Below are 17,078 nucleotides of genomic sequence, written 5' to 3'. Positions count from 1 at the left end.
TCGTGATTACTCCCGCTGAATTAAATGCACTTCCAGCTCCGCAGTTTTGGCGGCGCGTATCTTGTACGCTGTATGAGCAATTGGTTTTATTGGGCGTCATTGCCTTTACTTTCTTGCTACCGAATTTAGGTCTAGGCATTCTGTTCGGCGTCTCACTGCCAAGCTGGCTTACCTTTGTCTATCTCTATGTTGTGTTGGGCATTTACTTTGTTTGGTATTGGACAAAGTCCGGTCAAACACTTGCAATGCAAACATGGCGCGTTCGCATGATTGGTCCCGGTGGATTTAATCTGACTCGCAAACAAGCAATCTGGCGCTACGTCTATGGCTCTTTATGGCTTGTACCTTGCGTTGTTCTTCAGTGGCTTTTCGAGCTACAGAGATGGCAAATTATTGAGATGCTATTCTCGGTCGCTTTATTGCTCTGGCCACTCAGTATTTACCTGGATCGCGTTAGCCCCCTACTACGGCAAAGCCTGCCAGATCGTTTTGGCGGAACCCGTTTGGTAGAGCTACCAAAGAACTGGGTGACACTCTCTTAAGTTGGATTTAAGAATGCGTGGACTCTAAAGTTCTCGCAAACACTCCATAGCGGTAGCGGTTTGAATTTTTCTTTGAAAGCGAAAACCCGCCAAGAGACAAGCAATAACCCCAAAGCAAATCCCCATCGCCAAAGACTGTGCGAATGCATTGAATTCAATCTCAAGTACAAAATAACCGAGTGCCCACGCAGCTATTCCAGCAGCCAGTCCAGCCAAGGCTCCCGCTAGCACTCCAATAATCAAGAGTTCCGCCAAAGCAATCTTTCCAAGCAAGGCGCGCGATGCACCCACTGCCTTCAGCAAGGCTGCACTTCTAAAGCGCTCATCCTGCGTTGCTGCAATGGCAGCCACTAGAACCAAAATTGCCGCCGAAATAGTGAAAGCAAACAATAAGCCCAACACCGAAGATAGCCGCTCCAGTACATCTTGTATTTGTTGCAATGAAGTTGCCACATCTACGATGGTCAGATTGGGATAGCTCTGCGCAAGTTGGTAGTCAAGCCCTTCAATTTGAGGGCCTTGATAGTAAGAGGTAATCCACGATTGCGGCATTTCCGCAAGCATTGCAGGTGGCATGATGACAAAGAAGTTCACCTTCATTGAACTCCAATCCAATTTACGTAGAGAGGTGATTGGCGCGCTCACTCTTTCGCCGGCAAGTTCAAAAGTCATCTGATCGCCGAGCTTCAACTTCAAGGTCTTTGCAATTCCAGCTTCCAATGAAACCTGTGGCGCGCTTCCCCCAATCCATTTGCCCGCAGTAATGCGATTACCATCAGGCAATTGCTCGGTATAAGACAGATTGAATTCACGATCAACTAAGCGACGCGCATTTTCATCAACATAATCATTGGGTCCAATAGATTTCCCATTTACCTCAATCAAGCGTGCTCGCACCATGGGGCTAAAGCTAGGCTTTGCTACACCCGCATCAAGTAGCGACTGAGTAATGCTTAGCTTTTGATCTTCCTGAACATTAATCATGAAGCGATTCGGCGCATCAACTGGAATGTTGCCCTGCCACGTAGCCAATAAATCTTGTCTAAGTAAAAGAATGAGCAACAAAGACATCAAAGCAATGCCCAATGCGGTAATCTGCATTACCGCAAATCCAGATCGCCGCGCCTGTGCAGTAAGTGCAAAACGCAGCGCAAAACTCTTGGCGCTCCATTGAGAAAAAAGTAGATTCAGGATGCTTAGAACACCCCAAGATACAAGAGCAAAAAGTGCTACAGCCAAACCAAAGCTCAGGGCGACCCAAGAGGCCAATTTCAAATCCTGCGCTGCGATGGCTATTAAGGCAAGGCAAGTAATCAGACCAAAAAGCGCCACCCAAAGCACCTTGATATTCAAGGAACCCAATTCTTTCCGAATCAGCCGTACCGGTGAAATCATGACCAAACTAAACAGAGGTGGTCCGGCAAAACCAATTAACAGGCAAGAGGAAAATAAAATACTCCAAGCTAAAGGCCAGAGGGAGAGCGCGGGTAGATTAGAAAACACCAAATTACCCAAAATACGAATCAATATCTCTTGAACTCCGTAAGCAATCGCGGACCCCATAAAGGCAGCTAATAAACACAGAGTGCCCAATACTTTAATTTGCTTGATGAGAATCGTCTTTTGACTTGCCCCAAGGCATTTCATAACAGCACAAACATCGGCCTGCTTTAATACATAACGACGTGCCGATAAGGCAATAGCGACAGCAGCTACCATTGCGGTGAGTAGAGCCACTAAAGATAAGAAGCGCTCTGCCCGCTCCAGAGTTTTTCGCATCACCGGCTGCGCATTTTCTAAGGTCTCAATACGCACTCCCCTGAGGCCCTCAGATTCAATCCATTGGGCAGCCCACTGCTCATAAGCAGAGATGGCTTGATCGGTGCCTGACAGCAGCAGACGATAGGTAACGCGACTACCAAGACCAATCAGACCTGTCGACGGTAAATCGTCCAGGGCCATCATGACGCGTGGCGCGAAGTTCATAAAACCGGCACCTCGATCAAGCTCTCTCTGCAAGATCCCGCTAATCAAGAATGTCTTATCTCCCAATAGCATCTGATCACCGACATTAGCCTGCAGCACATTCAGCATCGCAGGATCTACCCAGACTGAACCAACTGGTGGAGTTGAGCTTGCTTGGGAAGGTGAGACCTCTAAGGAGCCACGCAAAGGATAGGTAGCGCTTACAGCCTTAAGAGAGGCCAGCTTACTTTGCTTACCCACTGTCGCCATGCTTGGAAAGACAATGGTTTGAGCTGAGCTCAGTTGGCGTGCTTTGACCTCTTGGATGAAGCGCTCGGTCAAAGGTTGATCAGAGACCAACAATAGATCCGAGGCAAGCAGCTGGCGGGCATCAAACTGAAAGGCCCGCTGCATCCGATCAGCCAAAAAACTGACGCTCGATAAGGCAGCCACTGAAAGCGTGAGTGCAACCAACAGGGCAAGCAGCTCGCTAGAACGAAGGTCCCGCCGAATGCCCCGCAGAAAACTCATTAACACTAGGATTAGATCGCCTGAATCTGGCCACCATCAACACGGATCACTGACCCAGTGATAAAGGAAGCGCTTTGACTTGCTAAAAAAGCGGCAGTATCACCATATTCTTGAGGATCACCGTAACGACCCATCGGAATCTGCTTCAAGCTGGCTTGCACAACAGAGTCATAGCTAACGTTCTCGCGTTGAGCACGTGCTTCATCCAATTGACGCAAGCGATCAGTTGCAACACGGCCCGGCATGATCACATTGACTGTAATCCCTTCAGCAGCCACTTCTGCTGCCAAGGTTTTAGACCAAGCTAACAGTGCAGCGCGTAAGGTATTGGAAATTGCCAAGTTTTTGATAGGGGCAATCGCACCTGAAGTGGTACTAGTGATAATGCGACCCCACTTACGTTGACGCATTCCCGGGAGAACGCGATCGGTAATGCTGATCAGCGACAGCACCATGTCATTAAAACTTTTTTGCCACAAGGCAGGATCTTGTCCGGCAGCTAGTGTTGGAGGAGGTCCGCCAGTGTTGTTTACCAAAATATCAATTGGTCCCAGCTCTTTTTCAACCTGACTCACTAAACCATCGATGACCGAAGGGTCAGATAAATCCCAACTTAAAGCCAAAGCTTTTCCACCGGCCGCTTCAATTAACTCTACCGATTTCTTAAGCCCTTCGGGATTGCGTCCAGTCACAGCTACCTTCACGCCTTCGCGCGCCAGAGAAACGGCCATCGCCTGACCCAAACCGCGGCTAGACGCCATTACCAATGCCACTTTTCCTTTAAGCCCTAAATCCATGTCTTCTCCACTTTTTTATGATTTTTGCAATTCTAGAATGACTATTGCCCTAAGGGTGGAGGCAGATTTCCGGCGTAACCATAAAGCGCTACCTCATACTCTTTCAAAATTTGCGCCAAGGCCTCTTGCTGACCCAAAATCAATGCTTGAGGCGTATTGTCTTTGAGTGCAATTCTCTTGGTATATCGATTTTTACCAATCATCGGATTGCGCTTTTGAGGATCTGTTGCACTCAGGAAGAACTCTACCGTGACAACGGCCTCTGGACGGACCCGGTAATCACCATAAAACTCTTCTACAGAGAGTTGTAGGTTGTAATAAGGAAAGAAGCTATTCCCCTGCCCCACAGTCATTGAAAAGATTTGAGCGTTATTAAGCCACTGGCGAGTGGCATTGCCCACCATCTCATTTGGCAGTGCGGAATAAATATTGTAGAAATCCTTTTCATAGCGCTGATCACCTAAACGGTAGACCAAAGACTTGCCATCAAAAGGAGGTGCCGTCGAAACAGATCCCATCTTGAGCCACAGGTCGCTACGCGGCTTATATGGGGCGCCTGTACGCTCTGGCGCAACCATCCAGCTACTCGTTTCCAATGCTGGTCTTTTTGGCAAAGAACAGGCACTCAATGCAGCCATGATGAATGCGCAAGCTGCAAACTTGATGAGGGGTGAGTTTTTCTTCATCTGAATTTTTATGAACATCATTTTTGAACTCCATTCATTGGAGGCGTAATGCGTGCAGGTGGCTCACCCCAAATCAAGGTAGATGGTGATTGACTTGCCACACGGGTAAATTCATTCAACTGTTCACTTGCCTGACGAATATTCTCTAAAGTTGCAGTGGTATCACCCTGAACACTCGTCACGGTTTGGCGTAAAGAAACCATGGTGGCAACCAATTCACGCATCAGAATATTGAGCTGGTCTTTATCGGTCACTTTAGCAATCCGATCCAACAACACATTCAGATCTTTAACCGAATTGAGGAGACCGGCATTGTCTTTTCCATCGCCAGCCATCAGCTTATTCAGATTGACCAATAGTGAATCAAACTTCTTCTGAGTTCCATCCACATCTAAACCGTTCAATGCACTAATTAACTTCTGAATACCAGAAATGATTTCATCAGCCTGATTTGGCATGGATGGGACCACTGGATAATCTGGCTGCCATGAATATTTAAGCGTGTAATTCTGATCAGACTTAGGATAAAAATCCAACTCTACGTAATTCACACCAGTAATGCCCATGGAACGAATACGCGCACGCAAATTGTCTTTGATAAAAGTTTCGAGATGGCTTCTCTCAATAGCATCTCCAAAAATCTGCATTCTCACCACAACATATTCATGCTTCTCGATCATGGGAACATCTTTTTCATACATGTCACCCGATAAACCGATAGAGGTCACCTGCCCAATCTTCACCCCTCTAAAGCGTACGGCTGCCCCGGCATCTAGACCTGTCACCGATTGCTTGACGTAGGTTTCTGTCATGAACGATTTTTTAAAGAGCTGCCCAGAACCAAAAATTAATATGATGGTGAGCAATGCGCCGATTGCCACCAAGACAAAAATACCCAGGCGGAAATAATTGGGGTTGGAGTTGTTACTCATGCTGCGTCCTTGCTCATAATGCGATTGAAGAATTGATGTACCCGAGGATCTTTGCTGGTGTCTCTTAATACTTTAGGATCACCCTCAGCAATAATGCCTTTGGCATCCTTGTCCAACATAATCACCTTGTCGGCGATGGAATAAATACTTGCCAGTTCGTGAGAAACGATCACAAAGGTAAATCCCAAGTTTTTTGAGAGATCCAGGATCGTACTATCAAGGTCAGCCGATGTAATTGGATCAAGGCCAGCAGAAGGCTCATCTAAGAACAAGATCTTGGGATCAAGAGCCATCGCACGCGCAATAGCTGCTCGCTTCTGCATGCCACCACTAATCTCGCTAGGCATATAGGTTTCGTATGGGAGTAAACCGACTAAATCTAGCTTGCAGCGCGCTAATAGATTCATTTGATCTCGGCTTAGCTTGGTGTACTCCTCCATAAAGAGGGTGACGTTATCCAGCAAATTCATAGAACCAAACAAGGCACCCTGCTGATACATCACCCCAAAGCTGGTCATAATTTTTTGACGCTCAGCTCCTTGAGCGGTGGTGATGTTTTGACCCTCAATCAACACATCCCCCGCAATCGGCTGGTATAGACCAAATAAATTCTTTAAGAGACTTGATTTACCACAGCCTGATCCACCCAAAATGACAAAAATCTCTCCATTAGCCACGGAAAAATTCAGGTTCTGCAACAGAATCTTAGAGCCATATCCCACAGTGAGATTTTGAACGTCAAGCGCGTTATCTAATGCATCCATCAGAAGCCCGTCCTGTAAGAGATGTAAGCAAAGATACCGTCCACCAAAACAATCATGACAATGCTGCTCACTACAGCCCTAGTTGCAGAGATACCCACTGCAGCTGCGCCAGTACCGGTTTGCATGCCCCGTAAACAACCCATCGCCGAGACAACAACGCCAAATAAGGTAGCCTTCACAAGACCCGACAGCACATCTTCAATATCAACCGCAGCCAACATACCGTTATAGAAATTAATAAAAGGGATGCCATAAATTTGCATCGTCAACATAGAAGAAAAAATACTGACGATATCGGCAAATAAGGTCAAGATTGGCGCCACCAGAATTCCGGCCAATACTCGCGGTACCACTAAGAATCGAATTGGGCTTAAACCACCAGTGACCAATGCATCGACTTCGCTATTGACAGTCATCGTACCGATCTCCGCAGCAAATGCAGCAGATGATCGACCAGCAAGCAAGATTGCGGTGATGAGCGGGCCCATCTCGCGAACAATACCCAAAGCAGCCAGTGGCCCTACAAATGAAACTGCGCCGAACTGCTTCATACCAATCGCAGCCTGAAAAGATAGGATGACTCCAATCAAAAAGGCTACTAGGCCAACAATGGGTAATGCAGAAATGCCAGCCTCTACTGCGGCATTTACAAAATCACCCCAACGTACTTGCCGGATATTGCGTATCGACCAAGCCAAGTCTGCAGACAAGTGACCGGTAAACGTAATCAGACCCCGAGCATCGTCCAAGAAATCTTGGGCTGCCATTCCAATGCTGACAACAAAATTGTTTTTTTGTTTTGCGGCTGGAACAGGGAATAAATTATTGATGGGATCAAATTCATGCAAGAGCGGTTGATACTTTGGATCTAAACCCTGAATATCAAATTGCCCACCTGCTTTTTGCTGAGCCTCTTGCACATCGATTAAGAATGCAAAGGCTGATCCATCTAAAGAGCTCACTTGTGAAGCATCAAAAACCAAGGAGCAGCTTTGGGCATTTCCCTGCCCTAGCCATAGATTTTGTTTTTGTCGAATATCAGTCCACACGCCTGCCAAGGAATACACATTGACCACACCACTCATGGTGACTTGAGCGTGCGTTGCGTTCGTTTGCGACCAGATGGCTACAGGAGCAGGTGCATTCGTGGAATTAGCGTCAGAAATAGCCATAGACAAACTATAAGGGATTTGAATAAACCGCTCTGAAATGCTTAAAAAAGAAAAAAGGGCCCAGTTCTTCAACTAGGCCCTGTATAGGTTGGTGCGGCTGGCAGGAATTGAACCCACGACCCCTTGGTTCGTAGCCAAGTACTCTATCCAGCTGAGCTACAGCCGCAACAGCCATAATTATGCCATGGAAGAGAAGAACTACATCACACCTGCTGGCCACGAACGCATCAAAAGTGAGCTTTTACAGCTCCTGAACCTTGATCGGCCTGAGGTTGTGAAGGTTGTTCACTGGGCCGCCTCCAATGGCGATCGCTCTGAAAATGGGGACTATATCTATGGAAAAAAGCGACTTCGGGAGATAGATCGCCGGATTCGCTTCCTAAACCAGCGCCTTGAATTTGCCGTAGTTGTCGACAATCAGGCCCGTAAATCAGGTGATGCGGATGCGGAACAGGTCTTTTTTGGGGCTACTGTGACCTATGCAAGCCTTGAAGGTGCTGATGTCGGAAAAGAGACCACTATTACGATCGTGGGGGTCGACGAGGTCGATCTGGACCTGGGGCATGTCAGCTGGGTCTCCCCAATTGCCAAAGCTCTGATCAAGGCTCGCCTTGGTGATTGCGTCAAAATCCAGACGCCCACTGGCCCCAGTGAAATTGAAATCCTAGACGTTCAGTACCGCTAATTGAGGGTGAAAGGGTTTAACTAACCCGTACCCGAGTGACTCGCATCACATCATGATTTGTACGCAAGCTACGCATCACCTTCGAGAGGTGTAAGCGGTCTGATACTTGGATCGTGAATCGAATGGTGACAGCATCTTCTTTATAACGGTCATCCATGGACACGTTCAGGATGTTCGAGTCGGCTGCGGTGACACTGCTTGCCACTCTAGCTAAAACACCCTTTCCTTGACGTGTATCGATCGCTAGGTCTACCTCAAACTCTCGGTTGACCTCTTTGCCCCACTCGACCTCTACCCACTTGTCACTGTCCTTAGAAAGCATTCTGAGAGCAACTGGGCAGTCGTTAGTATGAACCTGCAAGCCCTCACCTTTTCCAAGGTAGCCGATGATGTTGTCACCAGGAATCGGATGGCAACAAGTTTGAAAGCTAATGGAGTTTCCTTCGCGACCATCGACCAAAATAGCCTGACGCTGGTGATGGTGTGAAGCAATTTCTTGATGCGGTGAAACCCAGTCAGCCGCGCCCAAACGCATTTGCTCTGCACCGCCTTCATCATCAATCAGAATCTTTAAACGAATTGCCAGCTCTTGAGGGGATCTGCGACCCAGGGCAATATTGACGCATGCCTCTTCACGAGTTTTGTCACCAGTCCAATGCAATAACTTTTCCCAGATCTCCGGTGTAAGTAGTCCAGCATCAACCCCCTGCTGACGTAAAGCATTAGCCAGGAGACGCTCACCCAACTGCAGAGATTCAGCATAGTGCTTGGTCTTAAGAGAATGGCGAATGGAGGCGCGGGCTTTGCCCGTTCTTACGAATGCCAACCAACCTGGATTTGGCTGAGAATTAGCCGATGTCACTACTTCAACAATATCGCTATTCTTTAACTCGCTACGTAGAGGTAACTGCATGCCATTAATCTTGACGGCTACGCAGGTGTTACCCACATCACTATGAATCGAATAGGCAAAGTCTAAGGCGGTAGCACCACGAGGCAATGCCCTGATCTGCCCTTTAGGTGTAAAGACATAAACCGCATCTGGGAACAAATCAATTTTGACGTGCTCTAAGAATTCTTGTGAGTCCCCGCTGCTATCCTGAATATCAATTAATGATTGCAGCCATTGATGTGCGCGGTTTTGCACCTCGCTCATATCAGGGCCACCATCCTTATAGGCCCAATGTGCAGCAACGCCTGCCTCTGCAACAGCATGCATATCGCTCGTGCGTATCTGAAACTCTACCGGCACACCAGATGGGCCTAAGAGTGTTGTGTGCAAAGACTGGTAACCATTGAGTTTAGGAATCGCAATGTAATCTTTAAACTTGCCCGGCATGGGCTTGTAAAGAGAGTGCAAGATGCCCAAAGCGCGATAGCACTCATCAATCGAGTGCACAGTAACCCTGAAGGCGTAGACATCAAGCACCTGAGAAAAACTCAAATGCTTGTTACGCATTTTGTTGTAGATACTAAAGAGGGTTTTTTCTCGGCCCTGGAGATCTACCTCAAGATTGGCCTTTGCAAATGCCATCCGAGCATTTTGCAAAATCTTCTCCACCATTTCTTTACGGTTACCACGCGCCCGCTTCACTGCACCTTCGATCACCCTAAAGCGCATTGGCATGGAGTAACGGAAACTGAGATCTTGCAAGTCGCGGTAAATAACGTTCAGGCCGAGGCGATGGGCAATCGGAGCGTAGATCTCGATCGTTTCAGCGGCAACCCTGCGACGCTTTTCCATTGGCACAGCATCGAGTGTGCGCATATTGTGTGTGCGATCGGCCAGCTTCACCAGAATCACCCGAACATCGCGTGCCATCGCCATGAACATCTTGCGGAAGCTTTCTGCTTGCGCCTCTGCGTGACTCTGAAACTCGAGCTTATCCAGCTTGGTTAAGCCCTCTACAAGCTCTGCTACTTTGCTACCAAACTTGCCGACTAGGTCTGCTTGAGTGCAACCCGTATCTTCAATCACATCATGCAGTAAGGCTGCCATGATGGAGGATGCATCTAAGCGCCAGGTAGCGCAGAGCTCGGCAACTGCTACAGGATGAGTAATGTAAGGTTCACCACTATGGCGGTACTGACCAAGGTGGGCGGCATCAGCGAAATGAAATGCTTGCTTGATGAGATTAACTTCATCAGGCTTGAGATAGCTTAATTTAGAAATGAGGCCATCAATAGAAACAACTTGATGCTTTAAAGGTAATGTTGGCGCAGAGGTGGGGCCAAATAAATGTCGGCTCGACTGAGCCAACAAGGTGGCGATGATGGAAGTCTTATCGCTATTCGCGGTCTCTTTAGGCGAGACCTGACCTTTGGATTCCGATGTGTTTGGGTCGCCTAAGGGGAGCTCCACAACGGAACCCCTAAATTACAAAGGTACTTTGGTCAACATGTCACGGTCAGTTACACCAGCAGCAACTTCACGCAACGCAACTACAGTTGCTTTATCTCTGGACTCAACACGTGGGGAGTGACCTTGAACCAATTGACGTGCGCGATAAGTCGCGGCCAATACCAGCTCAAAACGATTTGGGATAGTTTTTAGACAATCTTCTACAGTAATACGGGCCATGCTGAACTCACTTAAATTTAGCTTCAATACCTATAGGATAACTGATTAGACCCCGAGGCGCCTTAAAAGCGCAGGGTTCCGAGCCATAATCGGCCCTGAGCGCAGGCGACTGGCCGCAACCACATGGCGCAAATCAATTAAAGCCCGCTCAAAATCGTCATTGATCACAATGAAATCTGCTTCATGGGCATGCTGGAGCTCTAAATGTGCCGCAGCCAACCTTCTCTGAATCGTTGCCTCATCGTCCTGCCCACGTTTACGCAAGCGCTCTTCCAAAGCCTCAAAGGAAGGTGGAAAAATAAAGATCCACTGCACTTCGGGAATGATTTGACGAATCTGCTGGGCGCCCTGCCAATCGATTTCCAGCATTACATCGCGCCCGGTTTTCATCTGGGTTTCAATCCAGGTCTTAGAGGTGCCATAAAAATTACCATGCACTTCAGCATGCTCTAAGAAATTACCTTCGTCGCGTTCAGCTATAAATTCATCTCTTTTAACAAAGCGATAGTCCTTACCATCCACCTCACCCGGCCTTGGCGCACGTGTTGTGGTTGAAAGAGAAAGCTTTAGTGCTGCATCCTCTTGCAATAAGGCATTCACTAGAGAGGATTTGCCAGCACCTGATGGAGCAACGATCATCAACATACTGCCTTGATAAGCAGGAGATAAGTTAGCTTTAGGTTTGGGGCTGGCCATAATAATTTGTATAAATAACAGTTACTCTAAATTTTGCACTTGTTCGCGCATCTGCTCAATCAAGAGCTTGAGCTCTAAAGCAGCTTGCGTACATTCTTCTGAAACGGATTTGGAGCTTAAGGTATTCGCTTCACGGTTCAACTCTTGCATCAGGAAATCCAAGCGCTTACCTACTGGCCCCTTACCGGCAAGCGCGGTATCCACGGCTTGAAGATGAGTCTTGAGGCGAGCAAACTCCTCTGCTACATCAATGCGAACCGCGTAGAGCACTACCTCTTGACGAATGCGCTCCATCAACTCGGTGCCAGAACCGCTGCTCACTTTTCCTTGTTCCTGCGCGGCCAATGCCTCAGCAAGGCGCTCGGTGAGTTTCTCTTGATACTGGGCAACGTAGACTGGAACCTTTGGCTCGATTACCTTAACAATCTCCCGCATCTTGGCAGTGATGTTAGTCAGTACCGTCACCAAAGCCTTACCTTCAGCATGACGACTCTCCATGAGTGCAGCTAAAGCGGCGCGACCAGCTTCAACGGTAGCGGCAAGCCAGCCCTCTTCTTCGCCCCGAGGTTCAGAAACAATTCCAGGCCATCGCAAAATATCAGCAATACGCAATGCTTCCGCATTCGGAAAGGCGACTTGAGCATGCTCCTGCAGGGTGTAGAGCGCATCTAAGCGATCCTTGTTTAGGGCGCCTAAGGCATGCGGGTTAGCTTTAGCAGCCCCAGCAGCGCCAGAATTAACGCGCCAGGCAGCCCGAAACTCGACCTTACCTCGGGAAAGGCTTTGAGTCGCCATTTCTCGTAAGGCAGGCTCAGCCGCGCGACACTCGTCCGGAAGACGAAAGCCCAAATCCAGAAAGCGGCTATTCACAGCCCGACATTCCACTTGCAGATCAGCTACTACGCCAGCTCCCAGGGAGACTTGGCGAGAAGCGCTGCCATAACCAGTCATGCTCGATATCATATGGACATTGTAGATCTTTAGGACCAAACCCCATGACGAAGCCCAACATCACCCGCCCTAGTGGCCGCACCCCTACCCAATTGCGCCCAGTGAGCATCAGCCGGGCTTTTACCAAGCACGCAGAAGGCTCGGTTCTGATTGCATTTGGTGACACTAAGGTGCTCTGCACCGCCAGCGTTCTAGAAAAGGTACCCCCTCATAAAAAGGGCTCAGGTGAAGGTTGGGTAACCGCTGAATACGGCATGCTCCCCCGCTCCACGCACACCCGTAGCGATCGTGAAGCTGCACGAGGCAAACAGTCTGGTCGTACACAAGAAATTCAGCGTTTGATCGGCCGTGCAATGCGTAGCGTCTTTGATCTGAAAGTCTTGGGCGAAAGAACCATCCACTTAGATTGCGATGTCTTGCAAGCCGATGGTGGAACCCGAACTGCATCGATTACAGGCGCTTATGTTGCAGCACGCGATGCGATTAACACTCTCCTGCAAAGTGGTGCACTCAAAGCCGATCCGATCATTGATAGTGTTGCTGCGATCTCCGTGGGCATCTATCAAGGCGTTCCTGTTCTTGACTTGGATTACCCAGAAGACTCTTCATGCGATACCGATATGAATGTCGTCATGACTGGTAAAGGCGGCATGATTGAAGTGCAAGGCACTGCTGAAGGCGCAGCGTTCTCCCGCACCGAATTAAATGCGCTCTTAGATTTAGCAGAGCAAGGTATTGCGGATTTAACGCAACTCCAAAAAGAAGCGTTTAAATAAAAGATCAAGGGTAGATGGTGCAAAAACTCGTTCTCGCCTCTAACAATCCCGGTAAGGTTCGAGAGTTCCAGGAACTCTTGGCACCGTTTCATTTTCAGGTTATCCCTCAGGGTGAGTTGGGCATTCCGGCAGCAGAAGAGCCGCATCAGACCTTTGTTGAGAATGCGTTGGCTAAAGCACGTCATGCCAGCGCAGCTAGTGGCCTACCTGCTCTTGCCGATGATTCCGGAATTTGTGCCCATGCATTAGATGGTGCGCCTGGAGTCTACTCAGCGCGTTATGCAGGTGTTGATGGGGATAGCGCCGCTAACAATCAAAAATTAATTGCAGCTCTGAAAGGGAAAGCAGATCGTGGAGCGCATTATGTTTGCGCTCTAGTGATGGTTAATAGTGCCAATGATCCAGAGCCGCTGATTGTGCAAACCCGTTGGTATGGGCAGATTATCGACGAAGCTAAAGGCAGCCATGGGTTTGGTTACGATCCTCACTTCCTTTTGCCTGAGCTTGGGAGTACTGCTGCAGAACTTGAGCCCTCAGAGAAGAATCTCATCAGCCACCGCGGCCAGGCATTGCGCGAATTGATTGCGCAATTACAAAGCCGTGCTTAATTCCCTGAAGCCTGCGTTGATAGGTCAGCCGCAACTCAAAGCGTTGCCACCCTTATCTTTATATATTCACTTCCCTTGGTGCGAAAAGAAGTGCCCCTACTGCGACTTTAATTCGCATCAGGTTAAAGATCGGAGTGAGAACTCTAAAAATGGGCAAGGCTTTGATGAGGCGCGCTATATCAATGCCTTAATTGCCGATTTAGAAACTGAATTACCTCGTACCTGGGGTCGCCAAGTTCATAGCATTTTTATTGGCGGCGGCACTCCGAGCCTGCTCTCTCCTGAAGGCATGGATTACTTACTCTCAGCCGTTCGTGCACGCGTTAACTTAGAGCCCAATTGTGAAATCACCATGGAAGCCAATCCCGGATCAGTGGAAGCAGAGAAGTTTGCCGCTTTTGCCAAATCCGGAATTAATCGCGTCTCTCTAGGCATCCAGAGTTTTCAGGATGCTCAATTGAAAGCTTTGGGTCGTATTCATAATGGCAATGAAGCCAAGCGCGCGATTGAGATTGCCTTGCAACACTTCAAGTCGGTCAATTTAGATTTGATGTATGGCTTACCAAATCAAAGCTTGGAAGCAGCGAAGGCTGATATTGAAACCGCCCTCTCCTTTAAAACTCCGCACCTGTCTTTTTACAACTTGACGCTTGAACCCAATACCTACTTTGCCAATTTCCCCCCTAAGCTACCGAACGAAGATGAGATTGATGCGATCTTTGAGCAGAACTTAGCCCTTCTGGAGGCAGCGGGTTATCGACGCTATGAGGTATCTGCTTATGCCAAGAAAGATCAAGAATGCAAACACAATCTCAATTACTGGCGCTTTGGTGATTACATCGGTATTGGCGCGGGAGCCCATGGTAAGGTTTCCTTACCAGATAAAATTACCCGGCAAGTGCGCGAGCGCCATCCCGAGACTTACATGCAGGCGATGGAGTCCAAAGGAAATGCCCTGATCGAATCCAAAGAGATTGATGCCAAAGATCTGCCTTTTGAATTTATGCTTAATGCATTGCGCCTGACTGATGGTGTAGACACTGTGACATTTGGAGAGCGCACTGGCTTGCCACTCAATGTGGTTGCAAAAGGATTGGATGAAGCAAGTAAAAAAGGTTTGTTGGATTCAAACCCCAATAAGCTTAAGGCTACTGAACAAGGTTTGCGCTATCTCAATAATTTACAAGAGATGTTTTTATAAGTCTGATGATTGAATTTTTGGACTGAGATTACTTGCCAGTCCAGACAGGCGGTTTCCCATCCAAGAATGCGGCAACCCCATTCTTAAAATCTTCACTGCCATAGCACTCCCGAATAAGATCATTGCAATCCGGCATATTATTTTTGATGAGTCTTGCTAGAGTTTGTTTGGTGGATTTCTGCGTAATGGGTGCTAGCCTCATTAAACGTTCAGCCAACTGATTTGCTTCATGCTCAAGATCTTCGGCAGGATATGTAGCCAATAGATAGCCTTGTTTGATGAGCTCTGGAGCAGAAACCAGTTCCGCCAAAAGCAGCATCCGTTTGACGATATTGATACCAAGATGTGCAGTAAGCCAAGCGACATTCCCGGCAGATAAGCAATTACCCAGTGTCTTGGCGATGGGGACGCCGAAGCGAGCATCCGGCGTGGAGATTCTGAAGTCACAGCAACTCGCGATAGCAAGTCCACCCCCAACTGCCATGCCATCGATAACGGCAATGGATGGCATGGGTAGCATGGCTAATGGAGCAAGATAGTCATCAATCCCCTCCTCATACCGAATACCATCCTCGCCATTTTGAAATGAAGCGAACTGAGCAATGTCACTGCCAGACACAAATGATTTACCGCCAGCGCCACGCAGAATCACTGCCCGCACTCCAGAGTTCTTAGTCAAATCTTGACAGATCGTTTTTAAGCTTTGATACATGCCTGCTGTCATTGCATTGCGCGCAGCAACATGATCAAAGGTAATGAACGCTATACCGTTACGAAGCTCTAAATGAACTTCGGCAAGTGACGGTGATTTGGAAGCTTCGGTATTAGCCATGGCATTGATCAATGAAGCCTATGATGCAGGCTCACAACAAGGTCTCTCTATTTGATTTATATTGACAGCTATTATTAGCACTTCATTCTAAACATAAAAATAATTGAGACAAAATGAACGCTTCAAATAGCAAACCGCTACCGCTAGCGGGCGTGAGAGTGCTTGACGTGAGTCAAGTCATGGCAGGTCCCTACTGCTGTATGTTGCTTGCCGACCTCGGTGCAGATGTCATCAAAATTGAGCCTCCAGGGACAGGTGACCAAACTCGTGGCGCCATGGGATTCAAGATGAAAGGTTCAGATAGCATGGGCTTTCTGAATATGAATCGCAACAAACGTAGCGTCACCCTCAATCTCAAAACCGATGCCGGCAAAAAAGTGTTCTTTGAATTAGTGAAGACTGCCGACATCTTGGTAGAAAACTATCGACCCGGGGTCATGAAAAAACTCGGTATCGATTATCAGTCACTTAAAGATCTAAACCCAGGCTTGGTCTACGCCAGCATTTCAGGATTTGGGCAAACAGGCCCATGGGCTGACCGCCCTGGGTTTGATTTGATGGCGCAAGCTATGTCTGGCGTCATGAGCGTTACCGGCTATCCAGATGGCCCCCCAGTAAAAGCAGGTGTTCCTGTTGCCGATATTGGCTGCGCACTCTTTGCGGTCTACGGAATTCTGTCTGCTTACATTGGCAAAACCAAATCCGGAGAAGGTCAATTTATTGACGCCTCCCTCTTTGATTCAGCGCTGGCATTCTCTATTTGGGATACAGCGCAATACTGGGGAACTGGGGTTGAGCCCTACAAGCTAGGTACCGCCAATCATATGAGTGCGCCCTACCAAGCCATGAAAGCCTCTGATGGTTACTTTGTCATGGGCGCTACCAATCAAAAGCTTTGGAAACTTCTCTGCGACAAAATTGGCCGTCCCGAGCTATTTGAAGACCCGCTATTCAGAACCAACCCACTGCGCTTAGCTAATCGTCTGATCCTGGCAACTGAACTTGAAAAGACCTTCACCACTAAAACAAGTGCGGAATGGGTCGACACTCTCTTAGCTGCCGGCATTCCCGCTGGACCGATCAATACCTACCCTCAAGCATTCGATAGCGAACATGGACAACATCGCAAGATGCGCATGGAAATTGATCATCCGATTGAAGGCAAAGTTCCTAATATTGGATTCGCAGTCAAGATGATGGGCACTCCTCAACAGGTATCTAGACATCCCCCGCTTCTTGGGGAGCACACCAATGAGATACTTAAGGAATTGGGTATTGCTGGAAGTGATCTGAAGGCACTGGAAGACGGCGGAGCTTTTGCGGCCTGAATAATTAATCTGCTGCAGACAAAAGAATGGG

At 48.1% G+C, this 17,078-nt stretch carries 17 protein-coding genes and 1 tRNA gene; 6 read left to right on the top strand and 12 right to left on the bottom strand.

All coding sequences use genetic code 11. From position 1 onward, the window contains the following. The first annotated feature begins 2 nt into the window (after window positions 1–2). Window positions 3–542 carry an RDD family protein gene (locus ICN16_RS00390; protein ID WP_370625590.1) on the top strand — a complete coding sequence of 180 codons (540 nt, stop codon included), beginning with the start codon at window positions 3–5 and terminating at the stop codon, window positions 540–542. A 24-nt stretch (window positions 543–566) separates the two neighbouring features. Here ICN16_RS00390 and ICN16_RS00385 read toward each other — a convergent pair whose 3' ends face one another. From ICN16_RS00385 to ICN16_RS00355, 7 genes are all read right to left on the bottom strand, one after another. Beyond that, on the bottom strand, window positions 567–3,038 hold the full coding sequence (locus ICN16_RS00385; protein WP_216133079.1) for an ABC transporter permease: 2,472 nt from the start codon (window positions 3,036–3,038) through the stop codon (window positions 567–569). An 11-nt stretch (window positions 3,039–3,049) separates the two neighbouring features. Beyond that, on the bottom strand, window positions 3,050–3,835 hold the full coding sequence (locus tag ICN16_RS00380) for an SDR family oxidoreductase (RefSeq protein ID WP_216133078.1): 786 nt from the start codon (window positions 3,833–3,835) through the stop codon (window positions 3,050–3,052). A 41-nt stretch (window positions 3,836–3,876) separates the two neighbouring features. Next, on the bottom strand, window positions 3,877–4,542 hold the full coding sequence (locus ICN16_RS00375) for an ABC-type transport auxiliary lipoprotein family protein (RefSeq protein WP_255533544.1): 666 nt from the start codon (window positions 4,540–4,542) through the stop codon (window positions 3,877–3,879). Next, the gene (locus ICN16_RS00370; protein WP_216133076.1) at window positions 4,539–5,453 is read right to left on the bottom strand and encodes an MlaD family protein; all 915 of its coding nucleotides are present in this window, start codon (window positions 5,451–5,453) and stop codon (window positions 4,539–4,541) included. Before ICN16_RS00370 ends, ICN16_RS00375 begins: the two co-directional genes overlap by 4 nt. Then, on the bottom strand, window positions 5,450–6,217 hold the full coding sequence (locus ICN16_RS00365) for an ABC transporter ATP-binding protein (protein ID WP_216133073.1): 768 nt from the start codon (window positions 6,215–6,217) through the stop codon (window positions 5,450–5,452). The genes ICN16_RS00370 and ICN16_RS00365 overlap by 4 nt, the downstream gene beginning before the upstream one ends. Beyond that, window positions 6,217–7,389, bottom strand: coding sequence for an ABC transporter permease (locus ICN16_RS00360; protein ID WP_216133072.1), 1,173 nt, complete (start codon window positions 7,387–7,389; stop codon window positions 6,217–6,219). Before ICN16_RS00360 ends, ICN16_RS00365 begins: the two co-directional genes overlap by 1 nt. 89 nt (window positions 7,390–7,478) lie before the next feature. Next, a tRNA-Arg gene (locus ICN16_RS00355) sits at window positions 7,479–7,555 on the bottom strand. Between the two features lie 18 nt (window positions 7,556–7,573). On the opposite strand from ICN16_RS00355, the gene greB reads away from it, so the two are divergent. Then, a complete protein-coding gene (gene greB / locus ICN16_RS00350) occupies window positions 7,574–8,074 on the top strand; it encodes a transcription elongation factor GreB (protein ID WP_216133071.1) in 501 nt (166 codons plus the stop codon). 16 nt (window positions 8,075–8,090) lie between these two features. On the opposite strand, the gene ICN16_RS00345 is transcribed toward greB, so the two are convergent. Genes ICN16_RS00345 through ICN16_RS00330 form a run of 4 tightly spaced genes read right to left on the bottom strand, consistent with a single transcriptional unit; the run spans window position 8,091 to window position 12,314 of the window. After that, entirely contained in the window at window positions 8,091–10,436 is a 2,346-nt protein-coding gene (locus ICN16_RS00345; RefSeq protein ID WP_370625589.1) for a bifunctional (p)ppGpp synthetase/guanosine-3',5'-bis(diphosphate) 3'-pyrophosphohydrolase, read from the bottom strand. A gap of 15 nt (window positions 10,437–10,451) precedes the next feature. After that, window positions 10,452–10,655 carry a DNA-directed RNA polymerase subunit omega gene (gene rpoZ, locus ICN16_RS00340; RefSeq protein WP_011902918.1) on the bottom strand — a complete coding sequence of 68 codons (204 nt, stop codon included), beginning with the start codon at window positions 10,653–10,655 and terminating at the stop codon, window positions 10,452–10,454. A 45-nt stretch (window positions 10,656–10,700) separates the two neighbouring features. After that, window positions 10,701–11,351 (bottom strand): guanylate kinase, encoded by a 651-nt coding sequence (gene gmk / locus ICN16_RS00335; protein WP_216133070.1) that lies wholly within the window; start codon window positions 11,349–11,351, stop codon window positions 10,701–10,703. Between the two features lie 21 nt (window positions 11,352–11,372). Then, a complete protein-coding gene (locus ICN16_RS00330) occupies window positions 11,373–12,314 on the bottom strand; it encodes a YicC/YloC family endoribonuclease (RefSeq protein WP_216133069.1) in 942 nt (313 codons plus the stop codon). Window positions 12,315–12,346: 32 nt separating this feature from the next. Between ICN16_RS00330 and rph the strand changes: the two genes are divergently transcribed. Genes rph through hemW form a run of 3 tightly spaced genes read left to right on the top strand, consistent with a single transcriptional unit; the run spans window position 12,347 to window position 14,887 of the window. Further along, window positions 12,347–13,078, top strand: a complete 732-nt coding sequence (rph, locus tag ICN16_RS00325) for a ribonuclease PH (RefSeq protein WP_216133068.1) — start codon at window positions 12,347–12,349, stop codon at window positions 13,076–13,078. Window positions 13,079–13,095: 17 nt separating this feature from the next. Then, a complete protein-coding gene (gene rdgB / locus ICN16_RS00320; protein ID WP_216135527.1) occupies window positions 13,096–13,686 on the top strand; it encodes an RdgB/HAM1 family non-canonical purine NTP pyrophosphatase in 591 nt (196 codons plus the stop codon). After that, window positions 13,679–14,887 (top strand): radical SAM family heme chaperone HemW, encoded by a 1,209-nt coding sequence (gene hemW, locus ICN16_RS00315; RefSeq protein ID WP_370625588.1) that lies wholly within the window; start codon window positions 13,679–13,681, stop codon window positions 14,885–14,887. The genes rdgB and hemW overlap by 8 nt, the downstream gene beginning before the upstream one ends. A 28-nt stretch (window positions 14,888–14,915) precedes the next feature. On the opposite strand, the gene ICN16_RS00310 is transcribed toward hemW, so the two are convergent. Then, window positions 14,916–15,719 (bottom strand): enoyl-CoA hydratase/isomerase family protein, encoded by an 804-nt coding sequence (locus ICN16_RS00310; RefSeq protein ID WP_216133067.1) that lies wholly within the window; start codon window positions 15,717–15,719, stop codon window positions 14,916–14,918. Window positions 15,720–15,832: 113 nt separating this feature from the next. Here ICN16_RS00310 and ICN16_RS00305 point away from each other — a divergent pair, with 113 nt between their 5' ends. Further along, window positions 15,833–17,047 carry a CaiB/BaiF CoA-transferase family protein gene (locus ICN16_RS00305; protein WP_216133066.1) on the top strand — a complete coding sequence of 405 codons (1,215 nt, stop codon included), beginning with the start codon at window positions 15,833–15,835 and terminating at the stop codon, window positions 17,045–17,047. The last annotated feature ends 31 nt before the right edge of the window (window positions 17,048–17,078 follow it).

Source organism: Polynucleobacter sp. es-MAR-4, assembly GCF_018882055.1.
Lineage (GTDB): Bacteria > Pseudomonadota > Gammaproteobacteria > Burkholderiales > Burkholderiaceae > Polynucleobacter.
Note: the sequence above shows the minus strand (reverse complement) of the source record. Positions and strands in the feature narration are given on the sequence as shown.